The 19,046-nt window shown below is 54.9% G+C and carries 18 protein-coding genes; 2 read left to right on the top strand and 16 right to left on the bottom strand.

Annotated elements, in window-relative coordinates:
- Positions 1-16: 16 nt before the first annotated feature.
- Entirely contained in the window at positions 17-916 is a 900-nt protein-coding gene (locus HMPREF1556_RS03910; protein ID WP_021666977.1) for a 4-hydroxy-3-methylbut-2-enyl diphosphate reductase, read from the top strand.
- Between the two features lie 7 nt (positions 917-923).
- The gene (locus tag HMPREF1556_RS03905) at positions 924-1,568 is read left to right on the top strand and encodes an O-methyltransferase (protein ID WP_021666976.1); all 645 of its coding nucleotides are present in this window, start codon (positions 924-926) and stop codon (positions 1,566-1,568) included.
- Between the two features lie 163 nt (positions 1,569-1,731).
- On the opposite strand, the gene HMPREF1556_RS03900 is transcribed toward HMPREF1556_RS03905, so the two are convergent.
- The 16 genes from HMPREF1556_RS03900 to HMPREF1556_RS08660 all read right to left on the bottom strand — a co-directional run.
- Positions 1,732-2,430 (bottom strand): phosphatase PAP2 family protein, encoded by a 699-nt coding sequence (locus tag HMPREF1556_RS03900; RefSeq protein ID WP_021666975.1) that lies wholly within the window; start codon positions 2,428-2,430, stop codon positions 1,732-1,734.
- Between the two features lie 10 nt (positions 2,431-2,440).
- Positions 2,441-3,193, bottom strand: a complete 753-nt coding sequence (locus HMPREF1556_RS03895) for a tetratricopeptide repeat protein (RefSeq protein WP_021666974.1) — start codon at positions 3,191-3,193, stop codon at positions 2,441-2,443.
- Positions 3,194-3,209: 16 nt separating this feature from the next.
- Positions 3,210-4,979 carry a BatD family protein gene (locus tag HMPREF1556_RS03890; protein ID WP_021666973.1) on the bottom strand — a complete coding sequence of 590 codons (1,770 nt, stop codon included), beginning with the start codon at positions 4,977-4,979 and terminating at the stop codon, positions 3,210-3,212.
- On the bottom strand, positions 4,973-5,722 hold the full coding sequence (locus HMPREF1556_RS03885; protein ID WP_021666972.1) for a tetratricopeptide repeat protein: 750 nt from the start codon (positions 5,720-5,722) through the stop codon (positions 4,973-4,975). The genes HMPREF1556_RS03890 and HMPREF1556_RS03885 overlap by 7 nt, the downstream gene beginning before the upstream one ends.
- Positions 5,712-6,740, bottom strand: coding sequence for a VWA domain-containing protein (locus tag HMPREF1556_RS03880; protein WP_021666971.1), 1,029 nt, complete (start codon positions 6,738-6,740; stop codon positions 5,712-5,714). Before HMPREF1556_RS03880 ends, HMPREF1556_RS03885 begins: the two co-directional genes overlap by 11 nt.
- A gap of 1 nt (position 6,741) precedes the next feature.
- Complete coding sequence (locus tag HMPREF1556_RS03875; protein WP_021666970.1) at positions 6,742-7,728, bottom strand: VWA domain-containing protein; 987 nt, start codon at positions 7,726-7,728, stop codon at positions 6,742-6,744.
- Positions 7,725-8,723 carry a hypothetical protein gene (locus tag HMPREF1556_RS03870; protein WP_021666969.1) on the bottom strand — a complete coding sequence of 333 codons (999 nt, stop codon included), beginning with the start codon at positions 8,721-8,723 and terminating at the stop codon, positions 7,725-7,727. Before HMPREF1556_RS03870 ends, HMPREF1556_RS03875 begins: the two co-directional genes overlap by 4 nt.
- Positions 8,724-8,730: 7 nt before the next feature.
- Complete coding sequence (locus tag HMPREF1556_RS03865) at positions 8,731-9,615, bottom strand: DUF58 domain-containing protein (RefSeq protein ID WP_021666968.1); 885 nt, start codon at positions 9,613-9,615, stop codon at positions 8,731-8,733.
- A gap of 129 nt (positions 9,616-9,744) precedes the next feature.
- Entirely contained in the window at positions 9,745-10,737 is a 993-nt protein-coding gene (locus tag HMPREF1556_RS03860) for a MoxR family ATPase (protein ID WP_021666967.1), read from the bottom strand.
- 55 nt (positions 10,738-10,792) lie between these two features.
- Positions 10,793-12,166, bottom strand: a complete 1,374-nt coding sequence (locus HMPREF1556_RS03855) for a LysM peptidoglycan-binding domain-containing protein (protein WP_021666966.1) — start codon at positions 12,164-12,166, stop codon at positions 10,793-10,795.
- A gap of 5 nt (positions 12,167-12,171) precedes the next feature.
- The gene (gene rimO / locus HMPREF1556_RS03850) at positions 12,172-13,479 is read right to left on the bottom strand and encodes a 30S ribosomal protein S12 methylthiotransferase RimO (protein WP_021666965.1); all 1,308 of its coding nucleotides are present in this window, start codon (positions 13,477-13,479) and stop codon (positions 12,172-12,174) included.
- A complete protein-coding gene (gene ftsY / locus HMPREF1556_RS03845; RefSeq protein WP_021666964.1) occupies positions 13,476-14,429 on the bottom strand; it encodes a signal recognition particle-docking protein FtsY in 954 nt (317 codons plus the stop codon). Before ftsY ends, rimO begins: the two co-directional genes overlap by 4 nt.
- Positions 14,430-14,462: 33 nt before the next feature.
- Complete coding sequence (locus tag HMPREF1556_RS03840; RefSeq protein ID WP_021666963.1) at positions 14,463-16,145, bottom strand: ribonucleoside-diphosphate reductase subunit alpha; 1,683 nt, start codon at positions 16,143-16,145, stop codon at positions 14,463-14,465.
- Entirely contained in the window at positions 16,132-17,082 is a 951-nt protein-coding gene (locus HMPREF1556_RS03835) for a ribonucleotide-diphosphate reductase subunit beta (protein ID WP_021666962.1), read from the bottom strand. Before HMPREF1556_RS03835 ends, HMPREF1556_RS03840 begins: the two co-directional genes overlap by 14 nt.
- 37 nt (positions 17,083-17,119) lie before the next feature.
- Positions 17,120-18,286: a carboxynorspermidine decarboxylase gene (gene nspC / locus HMPREF1556_RS03830; protein WP_021666961.1), complete on the bottom strand. Its 1,167-nt coding sequence runs from the start codon at positions 18,284-18,286 to the stop codon at positions 17,120-17,122.
- Positions 18,287-18,671: 385 nt separating this feature from the next.
- The coding region (locus HMPREF1556_RS08660) for a hypothetical protein (RefSeq protein ID WP_021666958.1) at positions 18,672-19,046 on the bottom strand (375 nt) is incomplete at its 5' end.

The following is a 19,046-nucleotide window of genomic DNA, read 5'->3' as shown; positions in this document are numbered from 1 at the left end:
CCTCCTTCTCATCCCCATGTATCCCAAGATAGAAATAGACCAGCAGTCCGGCTTCTGCTTCGGTGTGATCAATGCCGTCAAGCACGCCGAGGAAGAGCTGGCCAAAGACAATAAAGAACTCTACTGCCTCGGCGACATCGTCCACAACAACCAAGAGGTGGACCGCCTCGAAGCCAAGGGCATGCAGACGATCAACTACGAGACCTTCAGCCAGCTCCAGGGCAAGCGTGTCCTCTTCCGAGCCCACGGCGAAGCACCTGCCATCTACCAGATGGCCAAGGAGCGAGGTATCGAACTCGTCGACGCCACCTGTCCCGTCGTCCTAGCCCTACAGAAGAAGGTTCGTCGTAAGTTCGCCGAGCTCGACCCTAAGGGAGGACAGATCGTCATCTACGGCAAGAAAGGGCACGCCGAAGTCAACGGCCTCGTAGGTCAGACCGAGGGCAAAGCGATCATCGTGCAGAGCCGTGAGGATATCGAGCAGATCGACTTCTCCCGCCCGATCGCCCTCTTCTCCCAGACGACGCAGTCGCTCACAGGCTTTCATGAGCTCATCGACACGCTACAGAGCCGCATGGTCGGGGACGCTCCCTTTGAGTTCCAAGACTCGATATGTAGGCAGGTATCCAACCGTATGCCTCACATCCAGGAGTTCTCTGCACAGCACGAACTCACCTTCTTCGTCGCTGGGGCAAAGAGCTCGAACGGGAAGGTGCTCTTCGGCTACTGCCAGAAGGGCAACGAGCGAAGCATCTTCGTCTCCTCGCCCGAGGAAGTCCTCCCCGAGATGCTTAGCCCACTGCCCAAGACCATCGGTATCTGCGGAGCCACTTCGACCCCTCGCTGGCAGATGGAGCAGATAGCCTCTCGCATCCGTGAGCTCCTCGGCATGCCCGAGGAAGCAGACGAAGCCTAACGTAGCGATGACTGAGTCCGATCGCCTCGAGGAATATATCCTTCGCCATACAAGCCCAGAGAGCCCTATCCGGGAGCGTCTCTGGCGTGAAGCGCACGTTCGCCTCCTGAGAGCCCGCATGCTCTCAGGGCACCTGCAGGGCAATCTCCTGCAGATGCTCTGTCGGCTCACTCGGGCTCGCCGTGCGCTGGAGATCGGTACGTATACGGGCTACGCTGCGCATTGCCTTGCCGAAGTCCTAGGTGAAGGAGGCGAGGTGCACACCATCGAATCAGATGATGAGATGGAGGACTTCATCCACGAATTCCTTGACGGAGCGCCCTATGCCGATCGGGTGCATCTCTACCTAGGAGATGCACTAGAGATCCTACCGAAGCTCCTAGAGGAGCATACCTTCGACCTCGTCTATATCGATGCCAACAAGCGGGAGTACCTCGACTATTACGAGCTGATCGTCCCGCACCTACCCTCAGGTGCACTTATCCTGGCAGATAATACCCTCTGGGATGGGAAGGTCATCGAAGAGCCTACGCCCACTGACCCACAGACGAAGAGTATCCTAGCCTTCAACGAGCACGTACAGCGTGACCCTCGGGTAGAGAATCTCATCCTCCCCCTCAGAGACGGACTGAGCTTGATCTACAAGAAGTAGCATAGCTATTCGGCCTCTTCCCTACTCCCGGATAGGTAAGGAGGCCTGCCAGAGGGTAGGAGAAACGGACACTCTCATTAATAAAAATACTAAGCCCCACGGCAAGCTCTGAGCTTGCGGTGGGGCTTAGTATTTATGGGAGGTACTAATGCCTTGCCCTTCCCTACTCGGCGACCATCCTCAGGATGCGTGTGACCTGCAGGGCCATCATGAGCGTCACGGGGATCGACACCCAGAGTGCACAGACGAAGTACACCGTCCCTCCGTGGAAGATCTCCTGTGGATCACGGTAGCCCGTAGCCAAGAATCGCCGGCGGAGTGCGAGGTAGATCCGGTAGACTAAGTAGCCCACCAGAAGCCCGACAAGCACCCCTGCTAAGCAGTCCGACAGGAAGTGCGCCCCGATATACATGCGACTATAGATGACCCAACCGACCAGCAGGGAGATCACCCCCGTGAAGCGGTGGTCACGGAGCACAAGGCAGAGGAAGGTAGCTACAGCCGTATAGTTCGCCGAATGCCCGGAGAAGAAGCCGTAGAGCTTGCCATGGTACCCGTAGACATAGTGGAGCGTCTCCTGTAGCTCGGGCGTATGGGTAGGGCGGAGTCGGGAGAAAAAGGGCTTAGCTACCCACGAACTTAGGAAGTCACCAAAGAGGATGCAGAGCCCGATCATCAGTAAGACAAGTACGGCTTCACTCTTGGGGCGCTTCCAGAAGAGGTAGATCAGCAGAGCTATAGCGGGGAAGGTCCAAGCACCGACATTAGAGATCAGGAACATCGCCGCATCCCAGAAGGGGGAATGTGCGCCATTGATCGCCTTGAGTAGGGAGATTTCGCCCGGGAGGAAGGGAGGAGTCATGCGCTTGGGATTAGTTCTTCACGAGTGGTTCGATAGCACTCAGCAGAAGCCATCCGCCTCGGCCGTCCGAGAGTACGAACTGCTGGTAGGCGCCCACCGGCTGACCAACGAGGCGAATACGTGTACCTTCATGTAGCTGGTTCGTCACTTCGGACTTCTGACTAGGGCTTCTGTAGACATTGACTTCAGGCTGTGTGATCACCGCCTTCGTCTTAGCCTGATGCTCAGCATAGACCCAGTGCAGGATGAGTGCCCCTGTGAAGAGTGAAAGGATAAGGCTCACTAGGCCCGAATAGAAGGTGATCCGCTTGTGATCACGCCGACGACTTAGGGCAAAGGTAACGACCGATCCTACGAAGCCTACGAAGAAGAGGAGCGCCAGAGCGAGTAACACCGGCAGAGGTAGCGCATAAGCAATCGCTCCGCCCGTAGCGGAGAACCAGCTCTCAGCGTCAGGGAGCTTGTCGATAGTCTTCTTCATGAGGAAGGAGCGCAGGGCATTGACCTGAGCATCACGTGGATCAAGCAGATGCGCCCGCTCATAGCTGAGCATGGCATGACCGAGATCGCCGAGCTGATAGTAGCAATTCCCCAGATTGGCATAGCGTGAGGAGGTCGCCCCCTCCCCTTCGATCAGCGTCTCTAGTGCCGTAGTTGCCCCACGATAATCGCCCTTAGAGAAGAGACTATCTACCGAAGGCTCGGCTGCGCTAAGCCTGATCGCAGAGATGAGAAGTAGGAAGGATAGAAAGACTGTACGCATAGTACGGGGATATTATCTATAGCTTATGACGATCGATCTCACTGATGACGGTAGCCGTCTTGGTATAGAGGGCCTGCATGTCCCCTTCCTTGGCGGGTGCATAGCGAGCATATTCCACTTCGTCGATGACCTCTGTGAGTCCTTGGATCGTAGACTCCTCGAGCCCTCTACCACGAAGGAGCTCAGAGACAGTGGCACGACTGAGCTCCGATACCGGCAGACGTAGCTTGTCGCCTAGGTAACCCCATAGTGCACGTAAGGTCTCCTCGTAGAAGGGCTCTCGTGATCCAGCCTCGAGTAGCTGGCGAGCCTTGCGCAGACGACGAGTAGCTACGGCACTGGCACGCGAAGCATGATAGCTCAGACTATCGGCACGCAGACTGCGACGACGTGCTAGGATGAAGTAGATACCGAGACCAATCAGCACCACTAGTGGGTAAAGGAGGAGGTATCCCCAGCTCTTCGCTACTCGGAGTCCTGTGATCTCCTTCGTCCCTTCGTCTGATCGGAGCGTGCGTAGCGATTCCTCTTGCTGGCGAAGACTACCCTTCTCCTCCGACACTTCAGCCTTCCCCTGAGCTACCTGCAGTGAGAAGCTCTGAGATCTCAGGATCTCGTAGCGCCCCTTCTGTGGATCGAAGTAGGAGAATGTAAGTGGTGGCACCGTGACAGAGCCTGTTCGGCGAGGGATGGCAAAGTATTCGATGACCTTTTTACCCTGTACATTGGTCGCCGTCACGTGTCCCTCGTAGGTCTCCTTCGGATCATAGACCTCGAAGCTTTCGGGGAATTGGATCTTCGGACTTGATGCAAGCTTCAGATTCCCCGTGCCTTCGAGCGTCAGACGTATCGTCACGGACTCGTTGGTCTTAGGTGTCTTGGTCAGCAGTTCCGCTTTCATTCGGAAGGAACCTACTGCACCGGAGAAGTCCTGGGGCTTCCCTTCGGTCGGAAGTGGCCGTACCTGGATCGTGACTGGCGAAGAGCGAAGCGTGCGATCTACCAGAGTCGCCGAGCTGAAGAAGGGATCATCGTCCCCCTCTACAGGTATTCGGATCCCAACTTCGCTCGATGGGATCGTGAGTGTCCCACTGCGCTGGGCGAAGAGTACTTCATTCAGGATCTCGACTGCACGATAGTTCTTCCCCTGATACGACTCCAGCGTCAGCTGACGGCGCCCATCATCGGGTTGCTTCTCTGAGATGAAGCCGTCATATTGGGGTGCATTGAAGCTACTGATATCGAATTCGGTCGACGAGTAGAGCTTGTATCGGATGGGGAAGGCCTGCTGTTCGTAGACGACTGTCGCGCTGGGGATGGCCCGATAGATATAGCTCCCGAGGCCTTTAGCTCGTGAACGACCGGCCTGCGTATCCTTGTCGGGCGGGAGTACACGGATAGTCGCTCCGTGCACCGTGACACGTTTGCCTCCGACGACCGCTGTGACAGCGGGCACAGATATTGATCCCGTCCGCTCCGCTATCAGTGTATAGGTGATGCTCACCGACGAAGACGAGGAGCTCCGACCATTGATATTCTGATAGCTACTCATCACTTGTCGGGCAGGTCCATATACGACCTGAAGCCCCTGAGCCTTTGGCTCGGAGACACGCTCGAAGTCTTCGCTCCCCGAATAACTATAGATGAGCTGGAAGGTATTGCCCTGGACGACCGTCTGAGGGGCTTCGAGGCGGATCGTTTGCGCCACGAGGCTCAGAGGTAACAGGAGGAGAAGCAGGCACCAAGCCTTTGCTACCCGACGAATTGTGGTCATCTGGATCACCATCTCTTCTTATTCTTATTCCTATTCTGCTGTTGCTGCTCCCGCTGTCTCTGCTCTACCCGACGGCGAGTCTTATCATCGTCGGTGCGGAATGACCGAAGGATCTGCTCCGCTTGCTCTTTGGAGAGCTCACCGGAGCGCTGTTCGTTGGGCTGACCTTGCTTATCCTGGCCCTTCTCTTGTGGCTTCTGTTGCTCGGGCTTATTCTGATTCTGCTGGTCCTTCTTGGGATCTTGCTTCTCTTGATCCTTATTCTTGTTCGGATCTTGGTTCTGTCCCTGCTGACTTTGCTGGTTATTCTTGTTCTGCTGAAGGAGCTTTTGGGCCAGCGCTAAATTGTATCGGGTGTTGTCATCTTCGGGATGACGGATCAGAGCTTCTTCATACGCCTGGACAGCGGCCTGATAATCCTTCTTCTTCATCGCTACATTCCCGAGGTTGTGTAGCACACCTGCCTGCTGCTGGGGCGTCAGCTGAGGCTCTTGCTGTAGGATGCGCTCGAGCTGGGTCTTCGCTTCGTCGTAGCGCCCTTCGGCATAGATCGAAGCCGACAGGCCGAAGCGAGCCTTGGCCGACAAGCTATCCCGGAGGAGTGCACGCCGATATTCCTGCGAAGCTCGGGCGTAGTCCTTAGCGTGATAGAGCTTATTCGCCCGGCGAATATCCGACTTGATACCCTGAGCTACCAGCGAAGTCGTAGCCAAGATACAAGTCATCAGAGCTAGAAGGAATCGCTTACTTCTCATGACCAAAGATATTATGTCGGATGAGGAACTTATTCTTTCGTCCCATGATGAAGAACTCGAGGATGAGGAGTACAAGAGCTGCCCAGAGCCATGGCTCGAAGGCCTCCGTCGCTCCATTATTGACTCGTGAGGAGATAGAAGCTCGGGGGAGCTCCTCCAGCTGCTTCTCTACCTCCTTGACTACCGTAGCCTGCGAGGAAGAAGCGACGAAGATCCCCGCTCCTGCATCGGCGATCTGCTGGCACATATCGGGATTGAAGCGGGTGACTACCATATTACCAGACTCGTCGGTCAGGTTACCCTCCGCCGTCGGTATAGGACCGCCTTGGTCCGAACCAATACCTACGACGTTGATGTGAATGCCCTCCTTGGCTGCATCCTTCGCAGCTTGGATAGCCGTCTCCTCAAAGTCCTCCCCGTCGGTCAGTACAATGATCGACTTACCTAAGTCTCTGCGGTCGGAGAAAGACTGTCGTGCCAAGGTGATCGCCTGTCCGATCGCCGTCCCTTGGTCGGAGAGCATGCTCGGGGAGATATCTGAGAGGAAGTCCTGTGCAGTAGATAGATCGGTCGTGATCGGGAGCTGAACGAAGGCACTACCTGCGAAGACGATGAGCCCTACACGATCCGAATGCATCCGCTCCAGCAGACGAGAGATGGTTCGCTTAGCGAAGTCCAGACGACTAGGGGCTACATCCTGACAGAGCATCGAGTTAGATATGTCGAGACAGATCATAGCTTCGATCCCCTTATCATCATCCTGAGCATCGACCTGGCTGATAGCCTGCGGGCGAGCCAGTACGATGATCATCAGCGCACCAGCCACTAGGAGGGCTAGATCACGAAGGACGTACTTCTTACCTGATGCTAATGGTGTCAGCGCTTGGCCGAGATCCTTGTCCGCAAATCGCTGAAGCATCCGCCTCCGTCTCCAGTAAGCGAAGAGGGATAATGCTAAGAGCGGTAGGAGCCCAAAGAGCAAATAGAGGTAGCCTGGTGAATAAAAATGGATGTTCATCTTACGGATTGGTACGGAAGAGCGTAGAGCGAAGGACGAATTCTATAAGTAAGAGGAGCGCAGCTACGAGTACAAAGATGGAGAACTCTTCGTAAGTCGTGTGATAATTTCTCGTAGAGAGCTTCGTCTTCTCTAGTTGGTCGATCTTCTTATAGATAGCAGAGAGGGACTCATTGTCCGTAGCTCGGAAGTAAGCACCACCAGAGATCTCGGCGATCTGGCGCATGGTAGGCTCATCGAGATCCACAGGCATATTGCGCACGACAGTCCCAAAGGGCGTCTCTATCGGATAGGGAGCTTCGCCAGCGCCCGAACCGACACCGATCGTATAGATAGAGATCCCGAAGGTCTTCGCCAGATCGGCAGCCATCTTCGGGGAAATATTCCCCGTATTATTAGCTCCGTCGGTCAGCAGGATGATGACTTTGCTCTTGGCTTTACTTTCCTTGAGGCGCCCGATGGCCGTAGCGATCCCCGAGCCAATGGCCGTCTGGTCCTCGATGATCCCAGGAGTCATCGAGCGAAGACGGTTGATGAGCGTCGCATGATCCTGTGTCAGGGGACAAGCTGTGAAGCTTTCACCAGCGAAGACTACGAGACCAATGTTGTCATTAGGGCGATTAGCGACGAAACGCATCGCTACTTCCTTCGCCGCTTCGACACGATTGGGCTGGAAGTCCATAGCGAGCATACTCGTGGAGATATCCATCGTGAGCATGATGTCAATCCCTTCGACTCGGTCTTCCGACCAAGAGGAGCTACTCTGAGGGCGAGCTAGGGCAATGATGATGAGCCCCAGAGCAAGGAGTCTCAGCGCAAAGACCGAGTGACGTAAGTACACCCGCACACCGCCACCGATTCCGTTGAGGAAGTGTAGCGATGGCATACGGAGCGAAGCCTGTTGTTTCCTGCGCCAAAGTACATAAATAAGGAACAGGACGGGCAGGAGCAAAAGCAACCAGAGTAAGTGAGGATGAAGGAAGGTCATTCGATCACCTCCTTTCCTTCTGCTACACGAGACTTAGAGATCTCCCGTGCCCGCTCGAGCGCTTCATGGTGATCCTTCGTACAAGTGACTATTCTCTGGGCTAAGCGCTCTGTATCACTCCGCAGAGGTAGGCTCTTAGCGAACTTCACATAGTCTGCTTCACGGAAGAGCTCTTCGATCACTCGGAGGTATTCTGTACCGAGACGGTGCTGACGAAGTTCCTCTACGAGCTCCGAAGAAGTCTTCTCCAGAGCATCGAACTGCAGAGTATCGCCCCAATAGCTACGGAGTGCTCCGGTCAGCTCTGTATAATAGGCCTTGAAGTCCTCCTGCTCATCGAGGCGGTGACCTTCGAGTGACTTCACTCGAGCTAAGAAGATATCTAGGGCGGTCGCAGGGATCACTTCGACGGGCTTCTCTATCTGTAGGTACTGCGCTCGGCGCTTGTACTCGTAGAGGAGTAAGGCGATGAGGGCCACGAGAGCGACCACATAGGTGATCCAGCTCGACCAAATGATCAGGAGAATATCCCAGAGGGTATAGGGCTCCTCCCATGGATCTTGTATTGGCTTGAAGCGATCGGGGTGCGCAAGATCAACTTCTGGAGAGATGACATTCAGGGCAAGAGGCTTCGAAATAGCACTACCCGAAGGCGTCTCTACTATAATGGGAGGGATGGTGATCAACGTAGAGTCGAAGGAAGTGATGATCATCCGAGCCTTGATCTCCTGGATCCCGCCCCCGATATTCACAGTATCTAGCGCACCAAACTCCAGGATACGGAAGCGCTCTACCCCTGTCGAGTCCTCCACAAGTCGAAATCGGGTGGCTGGGAGATTGTCCGTGCGGATGGTCATATCGATAGCTGCCCGCTCGCCGATACGTATCTCGGCTCGGTCTAGATGGGTCTGTATCGAGACATTCTGCGCCAAGAGTGCTTCGCCAGCACCTAGGAGCAGGAATAATAAGGTATATAGATACCGGAGTCTGTACATAAATCGATTAGGATCTGCGTCCAAATAGTTTGATGAGCTCAGGTACATAGTCCCCGTCTGTCGCTACCTCTATATGGTCAATACCTGAGCGCAGGCAGTGACTACGGAATAATTCCTCTTGCTCTCGTACCCGCTCGGCATAGCGCTGAGCTATACGGCGAGACGAAGTGTCTATCCAGCGCTCCTGGCCTGTCTCAGCATCACGTAGGCGCAAGAGGCCCATTCGAGGGAGCTCTAACGCTCCTCGGTCGAAGGTCCGTATAGCCACGAGGTCGTGACGACGTGCTGAGAGGGAGAGCGTCTGTCGATAGTCCGCCCCCCAGTGATAGAAGTCGGAGATGAGGAAGGCCGTACAGCGACGCTTGATCAGCTGATTGAGGTAGGTCAGGGGCACGTTGAGATCCGTGGATCTACTCTTTGGCTCGAAGCTAAGTAGCTCACGGATCAGGTAGAGGATATGCTTACGGCCACTGCGAGCAGGGATGAAGAGCTCGACTTCGTCAGTGAAGAGGATGGCTCCGACCTTGTCATTATTCTGGATCGCAGAGAATGCCAGCGTCGCAGCTACCTCTGCATTCAGCTCACGCTTCGTCTCACTTCGGGTGCCGAAGTCCGTACTCCCCGTCATATCTACGAGAAGCATCACGGTCAGCTCCCGCTCTTCCTCGAAGACTTTGACGTAGGGCTGGGCATAGCGTGCTGTGACATTCCAGTCCAGATCACGCACATCATCCCCGACCTGATAGCCACGCACTTCGCTGAAGGCCATACCTCGCCCTCGGAATGCCGAATGATACTGCCCGGCGAACACCTGTTCGGAGAGTCCACGAGCTTTGATCTCGATACGACGTACCTTCTTCAGGAGATCGGATGGCTGGAGTTTTGATTTCATGCTTCTACTTGTCACCGTACTACGTTGCTTATCACGGCCCTGAGCTAGGGGATAGTGGGGAGGCGCTTCTCAGGCTAGCTCCACAGAGAGGACGGGTATCCTCTCCCCTAGTATCAGGGCAGAGGACGACTAAGGTACCTCTACTCGGTTGAGGATCTCCTTGATCAGCTCGTCCGCTGATAGGTCTTGCGCCTCTGCTTCGTAGGACAAACCGATGCGATGACGGAGCACGTCGTAGCAGATAGCACGAACATCCTCGGGGATCACATAGCCTCGGCCCTTGAGTAGCGCATAAGAGCGAGCAGCTAGCGCAAGATTGATCGAAGCTCGTGGTGAAGCACCGAAGGAGATGAAGGATCTGAAGTTCTCCAGTCCATATTCTTCAGGACGACGTGTAGCGAAGACGATGTCGACGATATAGCGTTCGATCTTCTCATCTATATATACCTTCGAAGCCAGTCTTCTGAGCTCGAGGATATCAGAGATACGTACTACGGGCTTGATCTCCTGCTGCTCGGGGCGGATCTGTTGGCGGATGATCTGTGCTTCTTCTTCCTTCTTGGGGTAAGAGATGAGTACCTTGAGCATGAATCGGTCGACCTGAGCCTCGGGCAGAGGGTAAGTCCCCTCCTGCTCAATGGGATTCTGCGTCGCCATCACCAGGAAAGGATCGGGGAGCTTGAAGGTCTCTTCACCGATCGTCACCTGACGCTCCTGCATCGCTTCCAGCAGAGCGCTCTGCACCTTAGCTGGAGCACGGTTGATCTCATCGGCTAGGATGAAGTTGGAGAATATAGGACCCTTCTTCACGGAGAAGTCTTCCTTCTTCTGACTATACATCAGCGTACCGACGACGTCAGCAGGGAGGAGGTCGGGTGTAAACTGAATTCGCTTGTAGTCTGCATCAATGAGCTGGGAGAGTGTCTTGATCGCCAAGGTCTTTGCAAGCCCTGGGAGCCCTTCCAGCAGGATATGCCCCCCCGAGAGAAGGCCGATGAGGAGCGAGTCAATGAGATGACTCTGACCTACGATCGACTGCTGCATCCCCGTACGAAGGGAACTGATCAAGTGACTATGACGCTCAATCTCTTCGGTGAGCATGCGGATGTCTACTGATTCCATATGATTCTATTTCGATGTTATTTCTGTCTGTCTTGGTCGATACAAGATATAGCTCCTATCGGTGTAGGGAGCGCTGTAGCAATAACGCCCTGTTCACTGAATTCGTATCGGTAGGATCTATCTGATATTTAGAGGCTGCAGGCAGGGTAATGACCGCACCTACGGGGATATTATCAGGATCTTTGAGGCGCATTCTATTCTCCTCATAGATGTATACCCAGAAGGCTTTGTGCCCATATTTCTTTAGTGCCAGGCGGGAGAGGCGGTCACCGGGACGCAGGCGTACTTGTTCCGCTCTATTAGCTTCAGGTGATGAGTTCTGAGATGGCGATACAGTAGGGGTGGAATGTCCCGTAGTCACGCTGTCGATCGACTGTAAGCTTAGGCTGTCTTGTACCGAAGTCGGGTCAGCGATCTTAGGTGCTTGCTCGGCGGGTAACACGGTAGTCTCTGTGGAAGGTGTCGTGGGCTGGGGCTTCACTTCCCCTTCGGACGAAAGGGAAAGCAGGAAGAAGAAGAGACAGCTAGCTATAGCGATCCCGATGGAGACGAAGATCCAGACCAGCAGACGTGGACGCTCCTCTTCGTCTCTAAATGGATCACCGAGGGGATCTTCTATGACGGGCGTAGCCTTTTCCTCTTCTTCTGGGAGGGTAGCAGGTACGGGGAGCTGTTCTTCTGGTTCATTGGTCTCTATGTCGCCCGTTGCTTCCTCAGTGATCTCTGGAGAAGGCTCCTCTACGGGTGGGACGAGCGGTGTGGGAGTAGTCGCAGGTGAAGCAGTGGGGATGGGGTCGGCGTCGACCGAAGACTCGGAAGTCCACAGCACTTCTATGGGTGCTACTTCATCCAGATCCTCTAAGCGCTCGACCTCTAATACCTCCAGATCCTGAAGTGATGCTGTAGAGGAGACCTCCACAGGGGCAAACATACTGAAGGGTCTATTGAGCGCTGCGAGGAACTCTGGTGCAGGGAGGAAGCGATAGCCAGCTAGCTGTCCGTCCCGCTCCAATGGAGTGAAGCCCCCCAATCCCGCCCAGGAGATCGGTGCCCCCTGATGGAGCAGTTCGCTCCACAGCTGACTGATCCCTCTTAGCCACTTCCCTACGATCTCACTTGGCACATGAGTCGTCTCTGCTAGCGCTTCACTCAAGAGGAGAATAGATACACTTGTCGTGGTGCGCTCCTGCTGCAGGGAGAGACTTAGCCGTGGGGGCAGGAGCCAGAGCTTACCATCCGACGTGCGGGCGATATACTCTCGGTGCTCCTCTAGGCGCCAAAGTCCTAGCTCAGGGAAGTAGAGTGCTACCCCAGAGAGTAGTCGTTGCTCTAGCTGGGTACAGAGAGCTTCCCACAGAGTCTCCGAAGTGGCAGGCTGTACAGAAGCCAGTTCACCGAGGCGTATACTCCAAAATTCCGCTTGCAGCATGTCTACTATTGGGCTAATCGACCGTACAAGTCGAAGGTATCCGATGAAGTGATCTCGATGGGATAGAACTGCCCCACCTCTAGCTGCGGAGTATCGAGCTTGGAGATCAAGACCTCCTGATCCACCTCTGGCGAATCATACTCGGTACGTCCTATGAAGAACTCCTCTTCGCTACGGTCAATGATCGTCTTGAAGGTCTTACCGACCTTAGCGGCATTCAGCTCCGTAGCGATGGCTTCCTGTGTAGACATGAGTCGATCCATACGCTCCTGCTTGATCTCGAGCGGGATGTCATCAGCATAAGCCTGATGAGCATAGGTACCCGCTTCATGCGAATAGACGAAGGCCCCAAGGCGATCGAAGCGTATATCCCGCACGAACTGCAGGAGTTCTTCGAAGTCTTGGTCCGTCTCTCCAGGATGCCCCGTCATCAGTGTCGTGCGAAGATGGAGCCCGGGGACTTCTTGACGCATGTATCTGAGTAGTTCGTAGGTCTCCGCCTTCGTGACACGACGGCGCATAGCACGGAGCATCGGGTCACTGATATGCTGTAGAGCGATGTCTAGGTAGCTGCAGATATTCTCCCGCTCTCGCATCACGGCGAGGATCTCACGGGGGAAGTCCGCTGGATATGCATAGTGCAAGCGTAGCCACTCCAGCCCCTGTACGTCGGAGAGACGCTGAAGGAGCTCGGCAAGTCTATTCTGCTTGTATATGTCTAGCCCGTAGAAGGTGAGGTCTTGTGCTATCAGCTGGATCTCCTTGACGCCTGAGGCGACGAGGGCTTCGGCCTCTGCGATGAGTTCCTCCATAGGGCGTGACTTGTGCTTACCCGTGATGATGGGGATAGCACAATAGGAGCAGCTGCGATTGCAGCCCTCCGAGATCTTCATATAGGCATAGTGAGCGGGGGTCGTGATGCTTCGATTGCCACCGAGGGGATCGTTGTGATAAGCCTTACCTAGATCTGTAAGGAGATTCTTCCAGTTGAACTTACCGTAGTATCCATCGACCTCGGGGATCTCAGCTCTAAGCTCATCCATGAAGCGCTCGGTGAGACAGCCCATGACATATACTTGTCCGATGCGTCCCACCTTCTTAGCCTCGACCATCTTGAGGATCATATTGATCGACTCCTCCTGTGCATCACCGATGAAGCCACAGGTATTGATGACGACGATCTCGCCGTTGACCGAGTCCGAATTGTGGTGCACTACATAGCCGTTGGCTAGGAACTGGCGGATGAGTTGCTCCGAGTCTACGAGGTTCTTAGAGCAACCGAGGGTCACTACATCTACTTGGTTCTTTCTCATTCGCCGAAGAGGGAGTCTACAAATTCTTTCTTACGGAAGAGCTGGAGATCCTCTAGCCCTTCGCCTAATCCAATATACTTGACGGGGATCTTAAACTGATCGGAGATACCGATGACTACGCCCCCCTTGGCCGTGCCATCCAGCTTGGTGACGGCTAGAGCATTGACCTCGGTGGCGGCAGTGAATTGCTTGGCTTGCTCGAAGGCATTCTGCCCCGTGGAGCCATCGAGGACGAGGAGTACTTCATGGGGCGCATCAGGCACGACCTTCTGCATCACACGACGGATCTTCGTCAGCTCGTTCATCAGTCCCACCTTGTTGTGCAGACGACCTGCGGTATCGATGATCACTACGTCGGAGCCAGCCTTCACCGCGGCACTAAGCGTGTCGAAGGCTACAGAGGCAGGGTCGGCAGACATATGCTGACGGATGATGGGTACATCCACACGCTTGGCCCAGACCTCCAGCTGTTCGATGGCGGCAGCACGGAAGGTATCCCCTGCGCCCAGCATGACGGAGTAGCCCTGTTGCTTGAACTGGTAGGCGAGCTTACCGATGGTGGTGGTCTTCCCTACCCCGTTGACCCCGACGACCATGATGACGTAGGGCTTCTTTTCGGCAGGCAGGGAGAAGCTCTCCCCGTCGCTAGAGCCATTCTGCGTCAGGAGCTCTGCGATCTCACTGCGCAGGATGCCCGTGAGCTCGGAGGTAGATACATACTTATCTCGGGCAACACGCTCCTCGATACGACGGATGATCTTGAGGGTAGTCTCCACGCCGACATCACTGGTGACGAGGACATCCTCGAGTTCATCCAGCACGGAGTCATCGACGGTACTACGCCCAGCGACAGCGCGTGCGATCTTGGAGAAGACATTCTCCTTGGTCTTGGAGAGCCCTTCGTCGAGGGTCTCCTTCTTCTTTTTAGAGAAGAGTCCAAATAGTGCCATTGTTCTTGTTTGATAGACGTGAGAGGTGAGCTCCTAGGCCTCGCAACTGGTGCAGGTGACGAGGTTGGTGATCATATCCTTAGATACACTATTACTCCGCTGGTAATACAGACCCTTGATGCCGAGCTTCCAGGCTTCGATGATGAGGCGGTTCACCTCCTTGATAGGCATCTCGGGAGGGATGTTGAGATTGAGGCTCTGCGACTGGTCGATGAACTTCTGTCGAATAGAGGCCTGCACGATGATGTCCTTCTGGGAGATCTCTCGGAAGGTCTTGAAGACCTCCTTCTCCTCTGGGGCGAGGAAGTCAAGATGCTGTACCGAGCCCGCATTCATCATAATCTCGCGCCATACCTCATACGTATCCTTACCCTTCGACTCTAGGAGCTGACGGAGATAGATGTTCTTGCGGATGAAGTTGCCCTTAGCCAGACCTACCTTATAGTAGTTACTAGAGTAGGGCTCTATACCAGGGCTGACCTGACCGAGTATAGAGGATGAAGAGGTGGTAGGAGCGATCGCCAGACGAGTCGTATTGCGGTACTTAGTCCCAGGGAAGCCCCCTTCCTCAAAGATGGGAGCTGGACCAAGGAGCTCAGCTAAACGGTGGCTCTCCTCCGTAGTCTTCTCCTGTATTGAACGGAAGATCTCGGTGGTCAGTGCGTTGGCTCTCAGGGAACCGAAGGGGATCATCTTGCTCTGTAGGTAGGAGTGCCACCCGAGGACACCGATGCCGATGGCTCGGTGACGCTTGGCAAAGTTCGCAGCGTACTTCAGGAACTTCTTGCCTTCCGTCTTAGCGATGTACTCCGAGAGGATTCCGTCGAGGAACATCACTGCGAGCTCGGGCAGGTTACTATCCTTCCATTCGTCATATAGAGCTAGGTTCAGCGAGCACAGACAGCAGATGAAGGTCTCCTTATCCGAGTCGGGCAGGGCGATCTCACTACAGAGGTTGCTATGGGTGATATTACAGCCAAGGTACTGGTAGATCTCAGGCTTATGGATGTTATTCGTGTCGCTGAACCAGATATAGGGTAGTCCCTTCTGTACACGAGACTCCAGCACACGAGCCCAGATACGTCGCTTCTCTGCGTCCCCCTCGATCATCTCTACCATCCAGTAGTCGGGAACACAGACAGCGTAGAAGATATTCTGTAGGTCACTACCTATATCCTTGATGCGAAGGAACTCCTCGATGTCTGGGTGATCGATATCCAGATAGGCGGCGAAGGAACCTCGGCGTGCCCCCTGGGTCACCACGGTCATCACCGTGTCGAAGAGCTTCATGAAGGACACTGCGCCCGAGGACTTCCCATTATTGGTAATGGAGGCTCCTCGTCCTCGGAGGTTGCCGAAGTAGGCAGAGGTACCTGCCCCGAGCTTGGTGTGCATCATCACCTCCCCGAGCTTGGTCGTGATGTCAGAGATACTATCACCGATATAGCAGCCTTGGCAGGAGATGGGTAGGCCACGTGAGGTACCTGCATTCGTCCAGATGGGGGAGGAGAGGGAGAGCCATCCCTTGTAGATAGCATCCTTGAAGGCCTCCTTCAGCTCTGCTGTCCCTACCGTCTCTCCTAGGTGGTGACATACGGAGGCCGTGATCCGCTCGATAGCGTCATGGATGGTCTCTCCATTGAGTAGGTAGCCACGGTCGAGGACGGCCTTAGACTCCTCGTTGTACCACCAGGGTTCTTGTCTAGAATAGGTCATTGGCTGTGATGGGTTTGTCGTGCTTGGTGTAGGCTGTCGGACGCTTGGCGAAGAAGTCATCTAAGTCGTTGGCATAGACATATTCGTCGAACCACTGCATGGGCAGATACTCCTCCGTCGATATGTTGTATACCTTAGAGTAGCCCATCTGACTGAGGGCATTGTCCATACGGTACTTCATGAAGGCAAGCATATCCGCCTGTGTGTAGAACTCCAGTTCGCCGGGCTCGTAGATCCACCTCAGGAGCTCCTCCTCATAGGAGAGGTAGTGGCGAACCATCCGCTCTACCTCCTGGCTAGAGAGTCGCTGCTCGGGATACTCCTGGAAGATCTGGTTGATGATGTACACCCCTGCATCGGCGTGACACTGCTCATCCACACTACTCCAGGAGACCATGTTGGCGGTGTTCTTGAGGATGCCACGGAAGTGGGAGAAGGCCACCATGTTGGCAAACTGAGAGAAGAGCGAGGAGTTCTCTATGACGATAGTGAAGAAGAAGAGCTTGTGGATGAAGTCCTGTGCCCCTCCTAGATGTTCGTCCGTGAGCTCGAGCTTACGGCGAAAGACGGGTATCTCTAAGAGGTTCTTGAACTCACTCTCGAGCCCCACCACCTCCAGCAGGCGGGCGTAGGCCGAGGAGTGACGACACTCTGACTCGCTGAAGGTCGCCCCGAGGTCATTAAACTCGGGCTTAGGCAAGAACTCGTAGAGCTTACCCCAGAAGGTCTTCACCGTCACCTCTACCTGTGCGATAGCCAGTAGGCTACGTTTGATGACCTCCCGCTCGCTATCGCTGAGGAGCGTCTTGTAGTCTTGGATGTCGTCACTGAAGTCTACCTCGGAGTGCACCCAGAAGGTGCGGTTCATATTATCGATGAACCGCTGCACCTCGGGGTACTCAAAGGGCTTGTACTCCGTACGCTTGTCGAAGATCATGTTGTCTCGTTACTTGTTTTTGGTTAATAGTTTTGCGCTAGTCCATGCGATCCTTATAGTCCTGATAGGTGTACTCACGGAGGAGCTCTACGGAGCCGTCGGAGCGTAGGAGGGCGATGCTGGGGTGCGCTACCCCGTTGAACATCGTGGTCTTGACCGTAGTATAGTGGAGCATGTCCTCGAAGATGATCTGCTCGCCCAGCTCTAGGGGATGATCGAACTCCCAGTAGCCGATGAAGTCACCACTGAGGCAGCTATTCCCCCCGATGCGATAGCTATGCTGGTCGGGGCGATACTCATCCATCGTACGAGCTCCACGGATAGCGGGCTTGTAGGGCATCTCGAGGCAGTCAGGCATGTGGCAGGTGAAGGAGACATCGACGATCGCCGTACGTATCCCATGGTGCTCGACGATATCCACGACCGAAGAGGTCAGGAAGCCCGTCTGCCAGCCGAAGGCACTCCCTGGCTCAAGGATCAGGTCAAGGTTCGGGTGGCGCTCCTTGAAGGCTCGGAGCACACGGACGAGGCGCTCGACATCGTAGCCCTGACGGGTCATCAGATGACCGCCCCCCATGTTGAGCCAGCGGAGCTGGGGGAGGAAGTGACCTAAGCTCTGCTCAATGATCTCCAGGGTCTTCTCTAGGTCTTCCGCCGAACCTTCGCAGAGCGAATGGAAGTGGAAGCCCTCGATCCCCTCGGGGAGCACCTTGAGTTCGCTCGCCGGCACACCGAAGCGAGAGCCTGGAGCGCAGGGATTATATAGGTCGGTCTCTACAGCCGAATATTCGGGATTGATACGTAGCCCGAAGGACACACTCCCATCCCGAGGCATCAGCGGATGTAGGTGCTCGACCTGACTCAGTGAGTTGAAGGTCACATGCGAGCTATAGCTGAGGATCGTGGGGAACTCCTCACGGGTATAGGCAGGACTAAAGGTGTGTGCCTTAGCACCCATCTCTTCGAAGGCCAGGCGAGCCTCCCAGACGGAGCTCGCCGTGCTGTAGGGGACATACTCGCGGATGATGGGGAAGGTACGCCAGAGGGCATAAGCCTTGAAGGCCAAGATGATCTCTACACCGGCTCGGCGAGCCACGTCCTGGATCAAGCTGAGGTTGCGTCTCAGTAGATCCTCCTCCAGAATATAGCAGGGGGAGGGAAGCTGAGTCTTATCGTTCGTTGTCACTACTTTGTCTTTATCCATATCTTTTGCAAGATACAAAGATAGTGAATATCGCCGTTTGCCTCTGTTATCCCCCCTCGTCCTCAGCCGATGCGCACAGCCCCCCAAATAAAACCTACGGTAGGTCGCCTGACCGAACCACGGTAGGTCGCACCGACGACCTACAGTAGGTTTTTTCGGTGACCTACCGTGGATCGTTTTTTACCCCTCCCAAACGCCCGTACAGAGCGGGATCGTTCGATGCCCAAGTTCGACCAAGTCCAAAGCATCCCACATCAACCCTTCATCTTCGGCGGGAGAAGCGCTTCTTTCTCTTCCTCTTGTAGTAACAAAAGATCCAGCCAGCCCCTAGAGAAGGACTGGCTGGATCTAAGTAGATACGACTTTGCTTCACCCGCTGGATAAGCTAATCGTAGAAGCGCTCATCTTGGTAGCGAGTACGATAGCGTAGCCATGGGACATCATGGCGGTAGCGCTTCAGACGACGATTGGTCTCAAAGACTCGCTCTCGCTCCTCTTCCGTAGCCGCTCGGGCTTCATAATCCCAGAGAGGATGTAGGGACTCAGGGTTAAGTGCAAAGCCCGGCATCAAGCGACAACCGACGAGGACTCCTCCTTCATGACATTCGGCAGCAAAAACGGGATAGACAAGTATTGCCTTCCTCGTCACCCGCACAATGTAGATGGTCTTCGGGAGGTGACGAGTTAAGTCTGATACATAGTCAACCTTAGTCTCCAGGTCCGCCATTGAGGTGAAGGTCACTGAGCGTAGCCACTCAGC

Origin of the sequence: Porphyromonas sp. oral taxon 278 str. W7784 (assembly GCF_000467855.2) — a bacterium.
Classification (GTDB): Bacteria; Bacteroidota; Bacteroidia; order Bacteroidales; family Porphyromonadaceae; genus Porphyromonas.
The sequence above is the reverse complement of the archived record's forward strand: the minus strand, read 5'-3'. Positions and strand labels throughout refer to the sequence as shown.

Bases quoted from the DNA above. Each gene is read 5' to 3' on its own strand.
- HMPREF1556_RS03910 (WP_021666977.1), top strand. From the start codon at position 17: ATGTATCCCAAGATAGAAATAGACCAGCAGTCCGGCTTCTGCTTCGGT.
- HMPREF1556_RS03905 (WP_021666976.1), top strand. From the start codon at position 924: ATGACTGAGTCCGATCGCCTCGAGGAATATATCCTTCGCCATACAAGC.
- HMPREF1556_RS03900 (WP_021666975.1), bottom strand. From the start codon at position 2,430: ATGACTCCTCCCTTCCTCCCGGGCGAAATCTCCCTACTCAAGGCGATC.
- HMPREF1556_RS03895 (WP_021666974.1), bottom strand. From the start codon at position 3,193: ATGCGTACAGTCTTTCTATCCTTCCTACTTCTCATCTCTGCGATCAGG.
- HMPREF1556_RS03890 (WP_021666973.1), bottom strand. From the start codon at position 4,979: ATGGTGATCCAGATGACCACAATTCGTCGGGTAGCAAAGGCTTGGTGC.
- HMPREF1556_RS03885 (WP_021666972.1), bottom strand. From the start codon at position 5,722: ATGAGAAGTAAGCGATTCCTTCTAGCTCTGATGACTTGTATCTTGGCT.
- HMPREF1556_RS03880 (WP_021666971.1), bottom strand. From the start codon at position 6,740: ATGAACATCCATTTTTATTCACCAGGCTACCTCTATTTGCTCTTTGGG.
- HMPREF1556_RS03875 (WP_021666970.1), bottom strand. From the start codon at position 7,728: ATGACCTTCCTTCATCCTCACTTACTCTGGTTGCTTTTGCTCCTGCCC.
- HMPREF1556_RS03870 (WP_021666969.1), bottom strand. From the start codon at position 8,723: ATGTACAGACTCCGGTATCTATATACCTTATTATTCCTGCTCCTAGGT.
- HMPREF1556_RS03865 (WP_021666968.1), bottom strand. From the start codon at position 9,615: ATGAAATCAAAACTCCAGCCATCCGATCTCCTGAAGAAGGTACGTCGT.
- HMPREF1556_RS03860 (WP_021666967.1), bottom strand. From the start codon at position 10,737: ATGGAATCAGTAGACATCCGCATGCTCACCGAAGAGATTGAGCGTCAT.
- HMPREF1556_RS03855 (WP_021666966.1), bottom strand. From the start codon at position 12,166: ATGCTGCAAGCGGAATTTTGGAGTATACGCCTCGGTGAACTGGCTTCT.
- rimO (WP_021666965.1), bottom strand. From the start codon at position 13,479: ATGAGAAAGAACCAAGTAGATGTAGTGACCCTCGGTTGCTCTAAGAAC.
- ftsY (WP_021666964.1), bottom strand. From the start codon at position 14,429: ATGGCACTATTTGGACTCTTCTCTAAAAAGAAGAAGGAGACCCTCGAC.
- HMPREF1556_RS03840 (WP_021666963.1), bottom strand. From the start codon at position 16,145: ATGACCTATTCTAGACAAGAACCCTGGTGGTACAACGAGGAGTCTAAG.
- HMPREF1556_RS03835 (WP_021666962.1), bottom strand. From the start codon at position 17,082: ATGATCTTCGACAAGCGTACGGAGTACAAGCCCTTTGAGTACCCCGAG.
- nspC (WP_021666961.1), bottom strand. From the start codon at position 18,286: ATGGATAAAGACAAAGTAGTGACAACGAACGATAAGACTCAGCTTCCC.